Raw genomic sequence first — 17,269 nt, forward strand, 5'->3', positions numbered from 1 at the left:
TTGTTATGAAAACTTATTGCCAAAATGCCCTCGATGCATCAAAAAAAACTTTCCAGTCTTGGCTATGTTTTGCCCTTTCTCTCGCGACATTATCAATGTAATAACGCATCCGTTTAATATCATCAGGGTTATCTTTTAAAACCACACCGATGAGCTGCCGTGCAACTGCTCCTGCATTGAGCGTACCATCGCCTAAGTAATGAGCTTCAAGCGCACATGCATAAGCAATATTAACGGCCTCGGCTGTCGACATAACCGCGTCTGGCGTTTTAATATTGCCTCCATCTTTAGTATTTCCTGAGCGCAATTCTTGAAATGTCGTAACCAACAGCTCAATCACGTTGCTTGGGATTGTCACTTGGCCGTTCAGGTCAGCTAACTCTGTGGTTAATTGCTTATTAATCAGTTCAATTTCAAATGCAGGGTCTTGGATTGGCCGCACGGTTTCAAAATTAAATCGGCGTTTTAGTGCTGATGACATCTCATGAACACCGCGATCACGCAAGTTTGCTGTACCAATTAAATTAAAGCCTTGTTTCGCGCTGATCCGTGCATTGTCTTTCATTTCAGGGATCATCATTTGCTTTTCTGACATCAAGCTCACCAGCACATCTTGTATTTCAGGGGGGCAGCGTGTGATCTCTTCAAAACGCACAATTTTACCTTCTTGCATACCTTGGTATAACGGCGAACTAACCAGTGCTTTCTCCGTCGGGCCTTCCGCCAATAGCAATGCATAATTCCATGAGTACTTAATGTGATCTTCTGTTGTGCCCGCGGTTCCTTGAATGGTTAAACCTGAATCACCACTAATTGCAGCAGCTAATAATTCAGATAACATGGATTTTGCCGTCCCGGGTTCCCCTACTAGCATTAGTCCTTGCTTACCTAATAACGTCACAATTGCACGGTCAACCAAAGCATCATCACCGAAAAACTTTGCAGAAATATTGAGTGATTCATCACCTAAAATAAATTGCCTAACGGCACGAGGTGAACGCAGCCACCCTTGTGGTTTCGGGTTTTGTTTATCCGCTTCGGTTAAACGTGCCAATTCATCGGCAAAACGAATTTCTGCGCTTTCACGCAGAACATTCCCTTGTGTTGTTTTATTTTTAGTCATTCCAAAATCCTACGTTAAATCCGCTTACCAAGGTGTTTTCTTTTCCCACTCAGGGTCAAAACCTGCACACGCATCCGCAACTTTTAAATAATCCGCATAGCTTTCAGCTAATAAAATAGGCGGGATATCTTTTAACTCGATATAGCTGCGGTTCCATGAGCTTTGTTGTGATTTTTCAAAGCTTAGTGAAAATAAGACGGCTGGGATATTTTCCTCTGGCACATAGCTACCACTAAACTCGATATAGACATAAAAACCTAAACTAGCGAAATGTTTTGCATAATGGGTAAAGCTTCCACCATCTTCCGCTTGCCCACGTTGGTAACCCATTTTCGTCAAGACGCCACGCAAGGTATAGGTGTCGGTTAACCACCCTTTACGGTCTTCAATTTCAGTTAATTTCAGATCCAGATCAGGGACTTTATGTTCCATTTGTGAAAATAAAAATTTCACTTTGTAATCTGTAAAGTGCGTTATCCACGCTTTTCGCTCATCTTCACTGACCAATGCAGCATGGGCTAATTTGATATAAGAATCAGTGGATAACGTGATTTCATCGTCATCTAAATTTAATAAACTGCCATCGTCTGATGGACGAAATACATTTAGAATGTTGTTGTCTTTCGTTTCTATCCAAACTAATTTTTCGATAAGCCCACGCATCACTGGGTGTGCTTGAATATATTCCTGCCAGTCTGCCGTTGTCCAAAGGCGCTCTGCACACATCGCTTCGTACAAACGTGCAGTTTGTAGTTCAATCACTTGCTTGAGCTCTTTTTTACTCGCAGTAAATAGTTTTTTAGATTCTTTAGCTAATTCTTCATTGTCTGTTTTGCGTGCAGCAGGTAATGCTTTGATTTCTTTACCTTCAGGATTAAACAAAACGAGTTTTTGCTGTGCGTCCAGTTTCGCGGTAAACGTGCGGTCACCGTATTCAAGTGCCAAGATACCTGTTTCATCCATTCCGGCTGTCGGTATCGTTCTATCTGCGAGTTCATCTGCGCTCCAACCATTACGTTCAGCAATTTGAGCAACAAGCCCGCGTGCTTTTTCCTGAACTGACGCGGTACGATAACGACGAGAAAGAGACAATAATAGTTGGATAATCAGTGGGTCATTACTCGTTGCAACCGCATCAATCATGGCTTCAATTTGTGCACGGCGCTGGTAGTGATCACGCATATAGTTACGCAATGTGGTCACGGCAAGATGCCCTTCAATGCCACAGATCAGGGCTAACATTCCTTTATCACTAATAGCGGAACCTAAATAACGGCGCAGAACTTCATTTTTTATCTCATTAAATGTCTGTTCTAAAGTATAGTTTTCATACTGACTATAATATTCAGGCCAGCGTTTCACCCAATCTTGATAATTAGCTAAGCGTTTTGGCGCATCACGTTCTGCTTCCGCCATTGCCATTTCTAATGACGGCCCAGCAATATCTTGGCCGATAAAGCTATTTAAAATAAAACTGCCTAGTTTCTTTTGGCTCTCCACCGAAAGCAAACCAATATAACGTTGTAGCAGCCCATTCCCTGCTGGCATTTTTAATTTAACCGCTAGGATCACCCACCAGCGAATAATATCTGCTTCTACGGGTTTATTATTTTGCCAAGTTAATACCGGCAAAGAATCTAGGTTAAACCATGCCATACTGGCAGGTGCTTTCGCTTTTAGCCCTTTTTGCGCTTCAGCTAATAACACTTTAGGTGCAAGGTAACCAGAAATATCTTCCCCAAATTGTTCCAAAGCGGTTAATAAGGCCGCCCGCACAACTTCCCGTTTTTCTTTCTTTAATAAGGCGTAGAGTGGTTTTAATGAATCTGGATTATTCAAACGTGCCAGCCATTCAATGGCAGTGACACGAATTTCTTGTTTGCCTGATTCTAACCCTTCTGCTGCATTAAGATGAATATTCGGTAATGTCTCTAGTAGTTTCTGCGCACTCAGACGATGGGTTTTATTTTCCCCTAGGGCCAACTCCATAATACGTGGAATAAATCGCGCAGGAATGGTCGGCAACATTGCAAGCACATCAATTCCACTCGCCGCATCATATTCTTGGTAATAGCGCTGAGTTTCTTGTTGAGGGATTAAACCCAATGCTTCTGCAATAAAATCTGGATGTTGAATGAAAAACGGCCAAACTTGTGCTGGCTGGTTAAAAATGGCTAACCCATTGGCATATGAGCGTAAGCAAAGGTCTGCAATCAACCGTGTTGCGTTTTTAAAATGACATTGTGTTAACGTTTTTTCTAATTGGCGCAATTCTATTTGCCCAAGAATTCTTGGTGGAACTTCCCGAGTAAGATGATAATGGGATAAATGTTCTTCATTTGTTCGGTTATGGCTAATCAGACGTAATGCATGGAATAACGTAAACTCAGGCAAGTTAGTAATACGTTCTTTAAATTTCACCACGCTATATTCATGGTCAGTAATAATTTCTTTACCTGAATTCAGTTTATCAATCACTTTGCAACAAGCTTGCGCATTGAGTTTTTGGAATTCTTTGTAATGGCGTTGCGCCCAATTGTAGCTGTGCTTCTGTTTCTTATTTTCTTCAATTTCATTTTCTGCATTTTCTTTTGCTTTTTGCAGCATTTCATTGAAATTATTAACTAAAATTTCTTTTGCACTTTCAGGCAGTGGTGTATCTTCTAATTCAACGAGTTCAGGTAACTCAGTCTCTTCAACTTGGCTGGCAGTATCCATGACTGAGAATCTCGAAATCGCACTTTCAATACTTTTAAGTACCGTTTTATTGGTTTCAGTTGTTAGTGCAGCTTCTAATATCTCACGATGTTCCCCTATACGGGCAAATAAATCCGCGGCTTGGGTACGCTGTTTTGGTGTTCCCTCTGTTAGAATTTTTGTTAAATGTTGTGTGACCGATTGCGCAGGTAAAATTGCCATTGTCGGTTCCGCAGCCGCACGTACTGTTTTTAAAGAACTAGTAGCAAAAGCAACTAATATATCTGCGAAAAGCGTATAAAGCTCAACATCTTTCTTTAAAGTGTTGATTAATTGAATTTGCCCAGCAGCGGATAAATGATTGGCTAATGTATGCTTAATAAATGCTTGCTCTGCGATTAAATACGCTTTGAAACCTGGAATGGAAAATAGCCGATTTAAGTTATCATAATGATAATCGGATAAATGATGACGGTCGAAAATAATATATAAAATAGTGTTAGCCGGTTTATCAGTTTCTTTTGCGATGATTTCCGTTAATAGGTCAAAATGCCAATGTTTTCGATGTTCTAACTTAGTATCTCGCGAATTATCATAGGTTTTTGCAAAAGCATCGCCCATTAAATAACTCATCCATGACGGTAATTCAGGTGTTAATACTTTGATATTGATATCTTGGCATGCCGCCGCTAACACTTTAGCAAAACGGGCTATCTGTGATGCAGTAATGCCATCACCCACTTTTGAATATAATTTATGCCTTGCGTTTGCCCCTTGGCGAATTAATTTATTATATTGGCTCGAGTTAAAGTTATTTCCCCCCCACCACCAATCTACGGTGCCAGGTTTATCGAGTAAAATAACCGCTTTTTCGTTATCTAATTGGCTTAGTTGAACCAATACTTCTGGCGATTTTCCATCTAGCACATACTCTAAAACAGTTTTAGGCAATGCTTCATCTAATACTGACAAAGGCAAAAGCGCTTCTTGTAAATATTGTTCTGCAACAGGTGATTCTTTTTTCCCAAAAATTGAAAGAAGATTAAATGTGAACTTCGCCATGTGATATCCCTAAAAGTATTTATATAACAACTTCTTATCATTTTAATGATATCGTCACAATTTGATTATTCTTAATCATTTTTAATTAAGATATATCGCTCAATCTGCCCTGCCAATTTAAATTCTGCCTATAGGAATATCCCAGTAGATTTACTCTTGATAATTAACTTTTGCCCAGTAAATAATTTAATTAACTGTCTTATATCTCTATTTTTCTTTTTATTATGTTGATGGCAATTTTGATAACAGTTTGTTGTTATTTACATCAAATTTATTTCGCGAAGAAAAGCGTTGACTAAACACATAATCTAATATTAGACTAAAAATCCAATCAAGGTGTTTTATGCATAATGAGGTAAATATGAGTCAACGGATTGAGTGTGTGAATGCACCGACACTCATTGCCCCCAAAGGGCATTATTCACACTGTGTTACTGCCAATGGTTTGTTTTTTATCTCAGGACAATTACCCGTTGATAAGCTCGGCAATGCGGTGATTGACGTGTCATTCCAAGAGCAAGCCTTGCTTGTACTTGATAATTTACAAGCATGTTTAGATGCCGTTAACTGTAGTAAAGCACAGTTGGTTCAAGTCCGAGTTTATATCGCAGATATGGAAAATTGGCCGTTATTTAACCAAGTTTATGCTAATTGGATAGGTGACCATCGCCCAGCCCGTGCTGTCGCAGGTGTTGCTGAACTGCATTTTGGTGCAGCCTTAGAAATTGAAGCCGTTGCAGTGTCTGCTTAATTAATTATTATTCATTGGGGTTATATATGTCAGAATTAATATTACCGACTTATCAAGATGTGGAAGCAGCGGCACGACGCATTGCGGGTTTTGCGCATTCCAGCCACCATTCTGATGCCCAATGATGCACCTGCCGTTAAAGTTGCAGCTACGCAAGGTTACGGGGCCACCGTTATCCGCTTTGATCGTTATAAAGAAGATAGAGAAATACTTTGCCAGCAACTCGCAGCCCAACAGGGGTTAACCATTATTCCACCTTATGATCACCCTGATATCATCTCTGGCCAAGGCACAGCAGCCAAAGAACTGATTGAAGAAGTGGGTGAATTAGATGCCCTATTTGTTTGCTTAGGTGGAGGAGGTTTACTCTCAGGGTGTGCCATTGCAACCAGAGAATTATCGCCTAATTGCCAAATTTATGGGGTTGAACCTTTAGCGGGCAATGATGCACAACAATCATTTCGTCGAGGGGAAATTGTACATATAGACACGCCAAAAACTATCGCAGACGGTGCCCAAACCCAACATCTAGGTAACTACACCTTTGCAGTAATCAAAAATAAGGTTGATGATATTTTCACTGTAACCGATGAACAGCTAATTGACCGCATGAAATTTTATGCAGAGCGCATGAAAATTATCGTTGAGCCGACAGGTTGCTTGTCCTATGCTGCTGCCCTTGCCCACAAAGAACAGTTCCAAGGTAAGCGCGTGGGGATCATTGTCAGCGGTGGCAATGTTGATATTCAGCACTTTGCACAATTAGTTTCATAAGTAGCTAACTAGTTTTATAAAGAATTAGTTTCATAATGATCACCACCCTTCATCTATTAGCAATACGAAAAATAGGTTAAAATTAGGGATTAACGCTTGATAGATGAAGGGAAATTGCATGTCAGAACAAAAAAATAATTCATTACTGGCTCAAGTTGAAATTATTGCAAAAGGTCTTAGTGAAACATTCGCCCCTTTTTGTGAGGTTGTTGTACACGACCTTAAAAATCCAGAGCACTCAATCCTGTCGATTCATAATAACTTATCTGGTCGCCAAGTTGGTGAGCCAACTACCGAACTCGGCCATGCAAGAATTGAATCTGAAGATTTTCCGAACATCATAGCCAATTATACCAACCAATTTTCCGATGGGCGCCCAGTAAAAAGTACTTCGATTGGTATTAAAGATGAGTCAGGGAAATATATCGCAGCATTATGCTTAAATCTGGATATGACGTTATTTAGAAGTATGCAAAGTATGTTATCGCAATTTATTGACGTGGGAAATAGCCCAATAAAAGAGCATATTGAGCCTAATGGGACCGAAGCGATTCGCATACGTATTGACCAATATGCAGCAGCCTTAGCAGCAACCCCACGCACATTGAAAGCGGACGAAAGAAAAAACTTAATTGAAGTGCTACGCAATGAAGGCCTGTTAGATGTGAAAAAATCCATGGAAACGGTGGCACAGCACTTAGGAATATCAAGGGCTTCAGTTTATTTGTATGCCAAAAAAGAAAGTTAACTATTTGCCTTTCTTAATATCTGTTTAATACTGATAGGGAAAAAATCATTCACATCTACGCCGACATTAATGGCTCGAGGCCCTAATACCGCTAAACGCTTAAACTGCTCAGGGTCTTTACCTGAATTATGAACATGTCCATATAAATGAATCGCATCACGGAAGAAGCCTTGCCATTCTAATATTGGGTAATGGAATAACACTAATTTCTGTTTTTGATATTCCAACTCATAATAGCTTTTAACCCATTCAAACAACGATTGGTCGAATTCAGGGTCGTCTAAAAATTTATCATGATTGCCGCGGATCAAATATTTTTTCCCCGCTAAACGGCGTAATATTTTATTGGCATCCGCACCACTACCCTTGTATAAAAAATCACCTAGTATGTAAATCTCATCATGATCAGTAACATACGCATTCCAGTTATGAATTAATGTATCATTCATGTGACTGGTGCTTTTAAACGGGCGATCACATAGGTTAATAATGTTCGAATGGCAAAAATGGGTATCTGAAATAAAGTAAATCATATAAAACCTAAAAATATATTAATAATTATTCTACTCAAGCAAACGATTTGCTTGCTAGCTATCATATCTCAATGATTTTTAATTGCTTTACAGAATTGACTGAAAAACAGGTTTATATTGCATTGCCATGGTATATTTCAATTATATCATAGGTAATCATTGCCATTTTTTATGGCTCGCAATTACAACGAAACTACGGCATATAAATAGTTCTATTTATTAATAACAATTCCGGAAGAAAAATGACCGAAACCAATTCAGTTCCACTTTTTTACGATTCATTTGGTACACCAGATAATCCCACCATTGTTCTGATCCCTGGCTTAGGTGGCCATAACATTAGTTGGACGTCAGACTTTTGTCAGGAGATTGCAGATGCCGGTTTTTATCTCTTACGTATAGATAACCGTGATGCGGGTTTATCTCATCATATCAATGAGTTCCCACCTATTGATTTAGGGGTATTGATTGAAAAAATGCAAAAAGGTGAACCTTTCCCTATTCCTTATACTTTATTCGATACGGCTGAGGATATTATCCACCTCTTGGATACATTATCTATTGATAAAGCCCACGTTATCGGCCGTTCCATGGGCGGAATGATAGCACAAATAGTGGCTGCAAAGTTTCCTGAGCGTACACTCTCTCTTTGCGCGATCATGTCATCAACAGGGAACCCAGCACTGCCACAAAGCGCTCCCGATGTTATGCAAATGCTGATGAGCCCAAGTGCTAACCCAAAAGAAGATTTAGAAGGGTATTTATCAGGACAGCTTGCGTTTTATCGCCGGATCAGCTCAACGTTTGGCCCATTTGATGAAAATTATTATCGTGAATATATACTGCAGTCACTCACACGCAATCATTCACCGGAAGGAACAAAACGCCAAATTGTTGCTGTTGCCGTCACCGGAGATCTGCGTCCTTATATTCAGCAAATCAACGCCCCTGCATTGGTTATTCACGGTTCAATTGATCCGCTCTTTCCTTTAGCTGCAGGAAAAGACATTGCTGACAATATTCCTAATGCAAAATTGGAGATTATTGACGGTATGGGCCATGAAACGCCACCAATGATTAATCCACTAATCGCTAAATTGATAATTAATCACTTAAATCAATAAATTAACATACTAAGGCTCTAAAAATGAGCCTTAGTCATCCTTATAACCAACCTTGTTTCTTATGCTGTGCACAAATTGGACAAATATGGGTATTTTCTTCCCAAGAAGAAAAAGGTAAATGGCAGGTATGACACTGCGCATCATAATAATGGAAGATTTTCGGCACGTTATTTTTAGCTGTATAGCTTTGTACATGAATAGATTTAGGAAAACAAACGACTTGGCAACTCATACAACCAGTACAACGTTTTTCATCTATCAAAAATTGGTTATTTTCAATTTCTATCGCATGCTCATCACACATCTTGGCACAAGCGCCACAAAGAATGCATTTTTCCGTGTCTAGTTCGACCTTAAACCAGCTATCTTCAGGGTAAAATTGTTTTCTTGCATTTAATCCTGTTTTCACCTGCCCCTTATCTAATGGCTTTGAATCCAATTTTTGACGAAATAGCATCATCCGACGACCGCTATCGACTTGTTCAGGCTGAACAATACGTAATTGCCAAATAGGTTCTTGTAATGTTTTGAGTTTTAAATTTAATGCCGCAATCGTTGGCAACCATTTATCAACCCAGGGTTCAGCGATTTGCATACCTCGAATGCCATATTGCCGGTGCCAAACAATCAGTTCGTCCGCATTAGCAATCGGCTCATCATGGTTTACTATCAAAAATTCCCCTTGATAACTACGTTCATGGGGTTTGATATTTTCGATGGCATCGACAGGGCAAGCAAATAAACAATTACCACATTGAAAACATAATTCATTATTAATTTCTGCATCCATATGGCTAAACGATACCGCACCCACAGGACAGCTGGTGGCACAATTATCACAGATGCTATTTTTCAGGCGTTTTCTTACGCACTGACCGTTAATTATGGGTTCAGGAGGCAGCTCTAAACTAATAAAACGTCTCATTGCTCTACACTCTCCCGTTACAACAAAAATAACTTATTTAAAAATTGTTATATTTAATAGTTAAATTCTAGCATTAATTTTTACACTATTTTAGTACAACACTCTGTAGATAAAGATGATTTGGGCTAAATAATTACTTAAAAACCACAAAACTCTCTGTATTTTGGAGCCTTGTGGTTTACGCATCCTTTCTAACTCGCTTTTTTCATATAATTATCAACAAGGTTGGTGGGCTCCCAATTCTTCTGTAAATATTCAATATCCTGAATACCAATACAGTTTTCTTCGTCTTGTAGGCGTAGTGTCGCTAACGTCTCCACTAAATGATTCAATTTTTGTTGGGTAGAATGCTCATTTTGCCCCTCTAAAGACCGCACATGAACTACTGTGGGAGCTATCGTATTCGGATACTGAAATATTTTCACACTACGTCCCTGCTCTGAAGTATAAATATATCGAGTTGCATTACTTCGGTGGTCAGGCTCTTCTCGAATAACGTCCTTATTAAAATTAATGAGGTAAATCGTGTTTTCACCGCCAAGGCTATATAGTGAATTCCAGCCTACAATTTCGCCATTAATAATAAAACTATTTTTTCCGCTAGCGTCTGTTAACAACCCATTTGAACCATTAGAGATGAAGACATCATTCCCTTCACCACCATATAAATTGGTATCACTTGTTGATGCATAAAGAACATTATTTCCGTAAATACCATCTGGAATTGAAATGGCTCCAGTTACCGCTTGCGCTTTAAATACCCGCCCGACCCCACTTCTATCCCAAACTTTTTGTTCTGGTCCCCTTGTCCGAATAAACAAGCGCCTAAATGGTGTATTTTCACTAATATGTATATTTTTTGTCTTTGTATCAAGAATTGATGAAAAGCTTAACTCGTTAGAAAAATTTTTAAACTCATCCATAGGGTGCCAAATCTGTTCTGGCGCTAATTCTCTTTTATATTGGCGCTGTTCAGCAAGGTAGCGAACTAAATGTGCCATACCATCATTATGAATATGGACTGGCATATGGGAGGGTAACCGCTGATGATGATAAACTTGATTATTGCTATTTTTATTATTTTGGGGCATTTTTACTTTGACTGTGCGCAAATTAGATTGCGATGTGTAAAAATGATAAGTCTCTCCCCGTTCGTCTATGACCTCATACTGTGCTTTAAAATTAAATAAATGAATGTTATTAAATCCAACTTGATCTAATATTTCTGTATTACCGCCCCCTTTACTTCCATCAATTAAATAGTGGTCATCCCCTCCTTGTCCATCAAGTTTGTCATTACCCAAGTCAGATAGAATTAAATCACTATTTTCACCACCATATACATAATCATCACCGTTACCTCCATACAAAACATTCACTCCTCCATTTGAAATAATAATATCATTACCTTCCCCTGAATTTATGATATTTCCTATCATGCTGTTGTCTTCAATTAGGTCATCACCATTGTTTGTATCTAGAATAGGATAACGAAAATTATATCCCTTAGGAATTTTTATGTAATCATCATTTACTGTTGGTAATTCCAAACACTCAATTGGTTCAATGTTATGAGAATCCTGTCCCATTTTTATCCTAAACAAATTCGCATGGCCGTCTTTAATATAAATTTCTTTACTTATTGGATATGATAAATTAATGAAGCTAATTTCAATTTTTTTATTACTGAATTTATCATATAAAAACATTGATGTTCCCAATGTCTTGATATCAAACCCATTCTCATAAGGTAATAAAATGGTCATATCAAACTCATCTTCCATTTCTGGTTTAATATTTGAAAAATCAAAAATTATTTTACCTTGAAAAATCTGATCTGGGTTAACTTGATAAACATCTCTTCCTTTAGTAACCATGATATGACTGTTTCTACTGACCATTAAAAGGTGGTCATCATTACTCTCTCCTTTATATTCTAACTTACTCGCTAACCCATGAAATTTAAAATCTCCCCATAAAGGTTGATCATATATTTCATTATCAACTGAAATTGTTTTTTCACTCTTATCAATACTCATTGTAGAGCTAGCGCTACCCTGATAAGTAATATTGAAAATATTTTCACTTATAATGTGTGAAGCGCTTGAATCCAAATTATTTAGCTTAGTATTTAATACAAATCCGTCCCTTGTATATAATTGATACCTGTGAAATATTCCCCTACCGTTACTATCGATTCTATACGTGTTTTTTAAAGTAATATTCAGTGTTAAAATTTTCGTTTCTGGCTCATCCGATTTCATTTCAATAGTTAATATAAGATCATTACCAGAAATACTGACATCCTTTATTTCGCTTAACATATACCCTAAATTTACTCGGCTTTGGCCTTGTGTATTTTCAATAATTACAGCTGATAATTCTAATAAATTATCATTTAATTCATCTTGATTATTGTGCCAATCAACACGACGTAGAAAATAGTTATCATCGCCTTCTCCACCATTGACTATCCCTGATTCAAATATTAAATGGTCATCCCCCTCCATACCTTGAATAAATGCAGTCATTGCCCCTGCATCTAATGTGTTGGATTCTTTATTACCTAATAATTCTGCTGTCGTAGAGATATCTCCAATTAGCATCACATCATTAACATTGCGCAAATGAATCGTCTTAACTTTATGATTAATGAAGGCCACCTCTGACTTTCCCTTGTTCAAATCGATATCTATTTTACTGTTGGATGGAATGTCTTTAATGATTATACTATTATTCCCTCCATTACCATCAAAATAAATTTCGTTAATTTCTTCAATGTTATTATCAAATAATAATGATAAATTTGTAATATCATCTTTTTCGCCGCCTACGAGAAACTTACTCCCTGCATTGATGTTAAATAAATTTTTTGAATTTTTTTTCCCAACGATAATATCTATTCCATTCCCTGGGTTAAAACTAATGTTTTTTTGCTTTGCTTCATTTTCATATCGGTAACCAATATTTTGCATGCCTTCATAAATAACCCTAGGCTTCTCACTTAATAATTCTCTTGCAATATCAATAGGCTGGTTTAAAAATTCATTCCCTAGTCTATTCACTCTGATATCATTATTTATATCAGGGTGAATCGTATTGGTATAATTATTTCTGGCCTGGAATAGCCGTAACTCTGATGCTGATAATGAACTTAGTTGTGTAGCAACCGACTGTTTTTTCTTTATGTTATAAAAAGTAGTTAGTTCATTTTTATGTAAAAATTGTTTTAGTAATAAGCTATCATACTCAGGATTAAGTACAATAATGTCATTGGCAACCTCCTCGCCAATATTTTTATAAGCGATAGGAGCCGTTTTATTCACTAGTCTAAAACGATAATTAAAGTTCAGTTCATTGACCCTTTGTGTTTGAAAGCTTTTTACCCAACGATTATCTTGAGAGTCATAATGATAATTTTCCCGAATAAAATTAATTTGCTCGATGGTATAGTAAGGCCCTATTTCATCACTATCAATATGACTAAGGGGTCCACGGTTATCCACACCAAAAAACTCTGCACTACTAATTATTTTTGAGTTATTTCTATAATAAATATAATGTTTGATATGTTCAACAAGGATCGGTTTACCAACCAATTGTAAGTGTTCATCAAAACCTTGATATAAGAATGACGACTTGAACGTATCTAAGTCTTGTTGCCAATTTATATTTTTGAAGTGTGTTAAATGCTGTTTATAACTAAATCGATTTAATATATTGTCTGATGGAGGAAAACCAAGTGCAGCACGAATACCTTCTCTGGCTTTTTCATCCCAGTCTAGAGATTCACCGAGCTCATCTTCAATTTTTTCTACTGCGCGAATACCTGTATATACCATCCCTCCAATTAATAAGGAACCTGCAACAATTAAACCAACGACAGGTATTACCGATGAGCCAATGATTATACCAATTATAGTTACACCACCCACAATAATGTTAGCAATTGACAAAGAACCATTCACAATTAAGTCTTGGCGCTCTTTATCATTTGTAACCCTGTCTAGTTGTTCAAATGCTTCACAAGCTTGATAAATATCTAATCCCATTCCAATTAAATTAAATATAATTGTAATACGAGCTGTAATTTTTGATGATACATTAAATGACCCGGCTTGTTTGTAAGCCAGCTTAAGTAAAATGGGCTGCAAGACCATGTCCCCATAATTAAAAAATGCATTTGCACAGGCCAAATCAAGGTTTTTCTGTATTTCTCGTCTTTCTTGTTCTGATAGATTCGGATTATCTAATTCATCGATCAACTGGTAAACAGAGTTGATTGTTAGAAATATCCCTGTAGAACCAACTCCTTGTCCAAAATAATTAGCTATTTTGGCATAGGCTGGTAATTTAATACCAATGCGCCGTAAATCCCCCACCGTTTTATCTACACCAGCTTGACTATCAAGTTGTGATCCCTGAATAATTTGCAATTGTTCATGTAGTACTGCCCGTGGTTGGATCTCTGAGTTAACATCAATGCGTCGTGTTATTTGGTCATTTTGCAAACTCTTATTAAGCATTTTAATGAGATTAGTATCTTTTAGATCCTCAGTTAAAAAGGTTAGTTGGAACGCTAATTTATCAGGGTTAAATTTAACATCCCCCTCCCAGTTAGGTACCTGAATATGTTTAAAATCTAGTGGCTCACCATTTATTGTTGCCCCAATATATCTAAGTTTATTTAATGATGTTACCTGCTCGCCAAAAGTAACTTCCGTATCATCAATCACTGATATTGCTGATGACTTAAAAAAAATATCTAGCTCACTCATTATGCTTTGCCGCATCCTGAGGTATGCTTCACTCTCTGTATTTATGATTTGCACTTCACCAAACAAGGCTTCACCCACTTTGTGCTTAAATCCCGCAATATTTCCTCTGGTTGATACTGAGCCATCCTCTTGCGTTATTTCTTGGTTAATATAATCATTAAAAACATTAGATAAGTGTTTCTTTGCCTGATTAAATTCTGAATGGCCAATAACAAGTTCGACACCTGTCGTATCAGATAAAGTCAAAAAATACTTATCATTACGTGAATAACTTGTAATTGTATATATTTCCTTATCACTTTGAAAAGTGATAATCTGATTATTTTCCATATTATCAAATAATAATATATGAGATTGCTCATTTATTTCATTAGAAACAGCTCCTAATAAATCAAAATTCGATTGATATATTTCATCAAATCTATTGAGCACTTCCTGCTCTTTATTGGTAATATTACTTAATTCTTTTTTCCGTGTTAGCTTGGTTAAAACTTCAAATTTTCTCTTAATTTGCAAACTTTGTTCGTCAGTTAAATTGCTATGCTGTAAAAGGCGTAAAAAGCAGATATTCTCAAATGAATGTATTTCAACTGGCAATTTATTTACTGTAACATTGAACCCCACTTTATATGATAACTGAGATAATGCTGCATAATTAGATTTTCGTTTCTCATGTAAATCTAAAGTTAATCTAAATTCTTTTTTTAATGACTTTGCGTTTCCAAATGGGGTTTCAATATCTATATAGAGGATTAAAAAATCATCCATATATTGATTATATTCTCTTAATTTCATTGGATCTTGGACTAGTTTTAAAACTTCTGCATGATTAAAGCCTTGCCCACTAGGGAATAGCTCACTCAAACGGTTTATAGACTGCTTACTTAAGTAGTTTATTTTTTCAGGTTGGAGGCTCAAAAACTCTAAAATATTTTTTACTTCAATAGCTTGCTGTTTAATCCTAGTGGTGTCGTCATCAATAAATATTGAATTCCACATATGAGAGAAATCATTTTCATTCTCAGCGTCACAAATTTTATTAATTTTTTTACTGATAATGGGGTCATATGCTGCAATATTTAATTTGTTCTTATCGACACTTCCATCTTGGAATGTAAAATACCCTTTTAAATAAAGGTGTTTATTAATATCAATATGCTCTGCTAGTAAATTACCTATACTAATATCTTCAAGTAATGCTTTTATTTTATGTCTTGGTTCAAAGTTATTTTCTAAAAAAATTTTAGTATATATCCCATTTATTTTTAGCTTACTCGTCAACTCCTCGCCAAAAATCGCCTTTTCTTCTTTTGTCAAAAGTGCCTTTTTATCGGTTAAATATAGAATAATATTTCCTGGCATTTTAAAAGCATATCTTGTTTTTAATACATTCAATGAGTTAGCATAGTTTTGAATAAAACCAGGTTCAGAATGAAGATTATCTATTAATATCCACTGTTGTTTAGATGCTTTTAGTAAATGTTCTATATCTCCATACTCTGAAAAAAATTCCATCGAATTCGGGTTTACCTGAAACACTAATGTATTATCGGGGGAATATTTTACTAGTTCTTCTGCATATTTTTTGCCTATAGAGCCTCTCCCTGAACGAATAATAATTTTGACAGTATCATTAAATTTCTGTGGATTAGCATTGACATCGTTTTTATTAATCATTAACCATAATGGTGTTTCTAATATTCCAACATTTTCATATTCACGAATTAGTTCACTTCTAAAATCACTATTAAATTGAGTATCTTTCGCATTTAACTTCTGTTTAAAAATAGCGTATGCATCATGATTAAAAGCCGCTTTTTTAATCAAATCAATATCGATTTTATATTCATTATTTGGATCCCTAAAAATATCCATAGTAGTAGAATGGTCATCTTTGATTAATTGCCAAACTTCTAACTCACCACTTCTTAGCTCATCGATAAAATATAAACTGGCATGCTTTCCATTAATATAGCTCTGTTGGTTAGTTTGGTTAACATTAATTTCCAACCGCCAATTCTTAGTAGACTGTTTTTCCCCTGCTAAATTATATGGCCAAGTTATTTTTTTACTGTCACTCGTGACACCGATAGGTCGATTATAACCTACTACTGGAAGATATATTCCATGCTTAGCTAATTCGACACTTGCCCTAAAAACAAAGTTTTCATTTACCCCCCCGCGTCCTAATTGGCAGCCTGCCAAAACAATCTTATTAGGTGGATATACCTTCAGTACATCATTTTTAAGATACTTCAACCCTGTAATAAGTTGGTAAGCTTGGTACCCTTCAAGGTGGCTTTGCTGGTTACGTCCAGTATATTGACCATGACCAATAACCGCCCAACGTATTTTCCCGTTAACTTGAGTTTGTAAATCACCATGTAGTACTTTCCACTGTTCATTTTTAATATCAAACTGTATAACAAGCGAATTACTAGGAAATTTTGCTAATAATCTCCCCGTTGATTTAGCTGCTGTGTCATCACCTCCTATTTGGATTAAAACATGATAATTATATGTCGAGTCACTTGTAGGCCGACTCATTAAATGATGAAAAATTGTAAGCCTTGTGAATTCATCTATAGGATTAAACCAGTTAGATATATTTTTAAGTTCGGAAGACTGCTCCCCTACTAATGGACTGCCATCTATGTGTTCCGTTAAAAATATCAAATCATCATCTTTATTAATTATTTTATCATTAGTTTTCTTATCATTTACATTTATCATCTGAGTTTTCTTTCCATGTCA

The 17,269-nt window shown here is 36.6% G+C and carries 8 protein-coding genes and 1 pseudogene; 4 read left to right on the forward strand and 5 right to left on the reverse strand.

The window, feature by feature from the left end:
• Positions 1 to 13: 13 nt before the first annotated feature.
• Both M1F26_RS09680 and M1F26_RS09685 read right to left on the reverse strand, forming a co-directional pair.
• Entirely contained in the window at positions 14 to 1,123 is a 1,110-nt protein-coding gene (locus M1F26_RS09680) for an ATP-binding protein (protein WP_140172162.1), read from the reverse strand.
• A gap of 24 nt (positions 1,124 to 1,147) precedes the next feature.
• A complete protein-coding gene (locus M1F26_RS09685) occupies positions 1,148 to 4,882 on the reverse strand; it encodes a DUF4132 domain-containing protein (RefSeq protein WP_140172161.1) in 3,735 nt (1,244 codons plus the stop codon).
• 361 nt (positions 4,883 to 5,243) lie between these two features.
• Here M1F26_RS09685 and M1F26_RS09690 point away from each other — a divergent pair, with 361 nt between their 5' ends.
• The 3 genes and pseudogenes from M1F26_RS09690 (at position 5,244) to M1F26_RS09700 (ending at position 7,155) form a co-directional block, all read left to right on the forward strand.
• On the forward strand, positions 5,244 to 5,633 hold the full coding sequence (locus M1F26_RS09690; protein WP_180359529.1) for a RidA family protein: 390 nt from the start codon (positions 5,244 to 5,246) through the stop codon (positions 5,631 to 5,633).
• 84 nt (positions 5,634 to 5,717) lie between these two features.
• A pseudogene (locus M1F26_RS09695) lies at positions 5,718 to 6,407 on the forward strand (pyridoxal-phosphate dependent enzyme); the annotation flags it as partial.
• Between the two features lie 118 nt (positions 6,408 to 6,525).
• Positions 6,526 to 7,155, forward strand: coding sequence for a transcriptional regulator (locus tag M1F26_RS09700; protein ID WP_140172158.1), 630 nt, complete (start codon positions 6,526 to 6,528; stop codon positions 7,153 to 7,155).
• On the opposite strand, the gene M1F26_RS09705 is transcribed toward M1F26_RS09700, so the two are convergent.
• Positions 7,152 to 7,688 (reverse strand): metallophosphoesterase, encoded by a 537-nt coding sequence (locus M1F26_RS09705; RefSeq protein WP_140172157.1) that lies wholly within the window; start codon positions 7,686 to 7,688, stop codon positions 7,152 to 7,154. The genes M1F26_RS09700 and M1F26_RS09705 overlap by 4 nt on opposite strands.
• A gap of 242 nt (positions 7,689 to 7,930) precedes the next feature.
• Here M1F26_RS09705 and M1F26_RS09710 point away from each other — a divergent pair, with 242 nt between their 5' ends.
• Positions 7,931 to 8,812: an alpha/beta fold hydrolase gene (locus M1F26_RS09710; RefSeq protein ID WP_140172156.1), complete on the forward strand. Its 882-nt coding sequence runs from the start codon at positions 7,931 to 7,933 to the stop codon at positions 8,810 to 8,812.
• A 40-nt stretch (positions 8,813 to 8,852) separates the two neighbouring features.
• On the opposite strand, the gene M1F26_RS09715 is transcribed toward M1F26_RS09710, so the two are convergent.
• Together M1F26_RS09715 and M1F26_RS09720 are read right to left on the reverse strand one after the other, a co-directional pair.
• Positions 8,853 to 9,737 (reverse strand): DUF362 domain-containing protein, encoded by an 885-nt coding sequence (locus tag M1F26_RS09715; RefSeq protein WP_140172155.1) that lies wholly within the window; start codon positions 9,735 to 9,737, stop codon positions 8,853 to 8,855.
• Between the two features lie 191 nt (positions 9,738 to 9,928).
• Entirely contained in the window at positions 9,929 to 17,248 is a 7,320-nt protein-coding gene (locus M1F26_RS09720; RefSeq protein WP_200129122.1) for a C80 family cysteine peptidase, read from the reverse strand.
• Between the last annotated feature and the right edge of the window lie 21 nt (positions 17,249 to 17,269).

The organism is Providencia sp. PROV048, from assembly GCF_033688165.1.
Classification (GTDB): Bacteria; Pseudomonadota; Gammaproteobacteria; order Enterobacterales; family Enterobacteriaceae; genus Providencia; species Providencia hangzhouensis.

What these genes read in the sequence shown, in the direction of transcription:
- M1F26_RS09680 (WP_140172162.1), bottom strand. Translation starts at nt 1,123, where the DNA reads ATGACTAAAAATAAAACAACACAAGGGAATGTTCTGCGTGAAAGCGCA.
- M1F26_RS09685 (WP_140172161.1), bottom strand. Translation starts at nt 4,882, where the DNA reads ATGGCGAAGTTCACATTTAATCTTCTTTCAATTTTTGGGAAAAAAGAA.
- M1F26_RS09690 (WP_180359529.1), top strand. Translation starts at nt 5,244, where the DNA reads ATGAGTCAACGGATTGAGTGTGTGAATGCACCGACACTCATTGCCCCC.
- M1F26_RS09700 (WP_140172158.1), top strand. Translation starts at nt 6,526, where the DNA reads ATGTCAGAACAAAAAAATAATTCATTACTGGCTCAAGTTGAAATTATT.
- M1F26_RS09705 (WP_140172157.1), bottom strand. Translation starts at nt 7,688, where the DNA reads ATGATTTACTTTATTTCAGATACCCATTTTTGCCATTCGAACATTATT.
- M1F26_RS09710 (WP_140172156.1), top strand. Translation starts at nt 7,931, where the DNA reads ATGACCGAAACCAATTCAGTTCCACTTTTTTACGATTCATTTGGTACA.
- M1F26_RS09715 (WP_140172155.1), bottom strand. Translation starts at nt 9,737, where the DNA reads ATGAGACGTTTTATTAGTTTAGAGCTGCCTCCTGAACCCATAATTAAC.
- M1F26_RS09720 (WP_200129122.1), bottom strand. Translation starts at nt 17,248, where the DNA reads ATGATAAATGTAAATGATAAGAAAACTAATGATAAAATAATTAATAAA.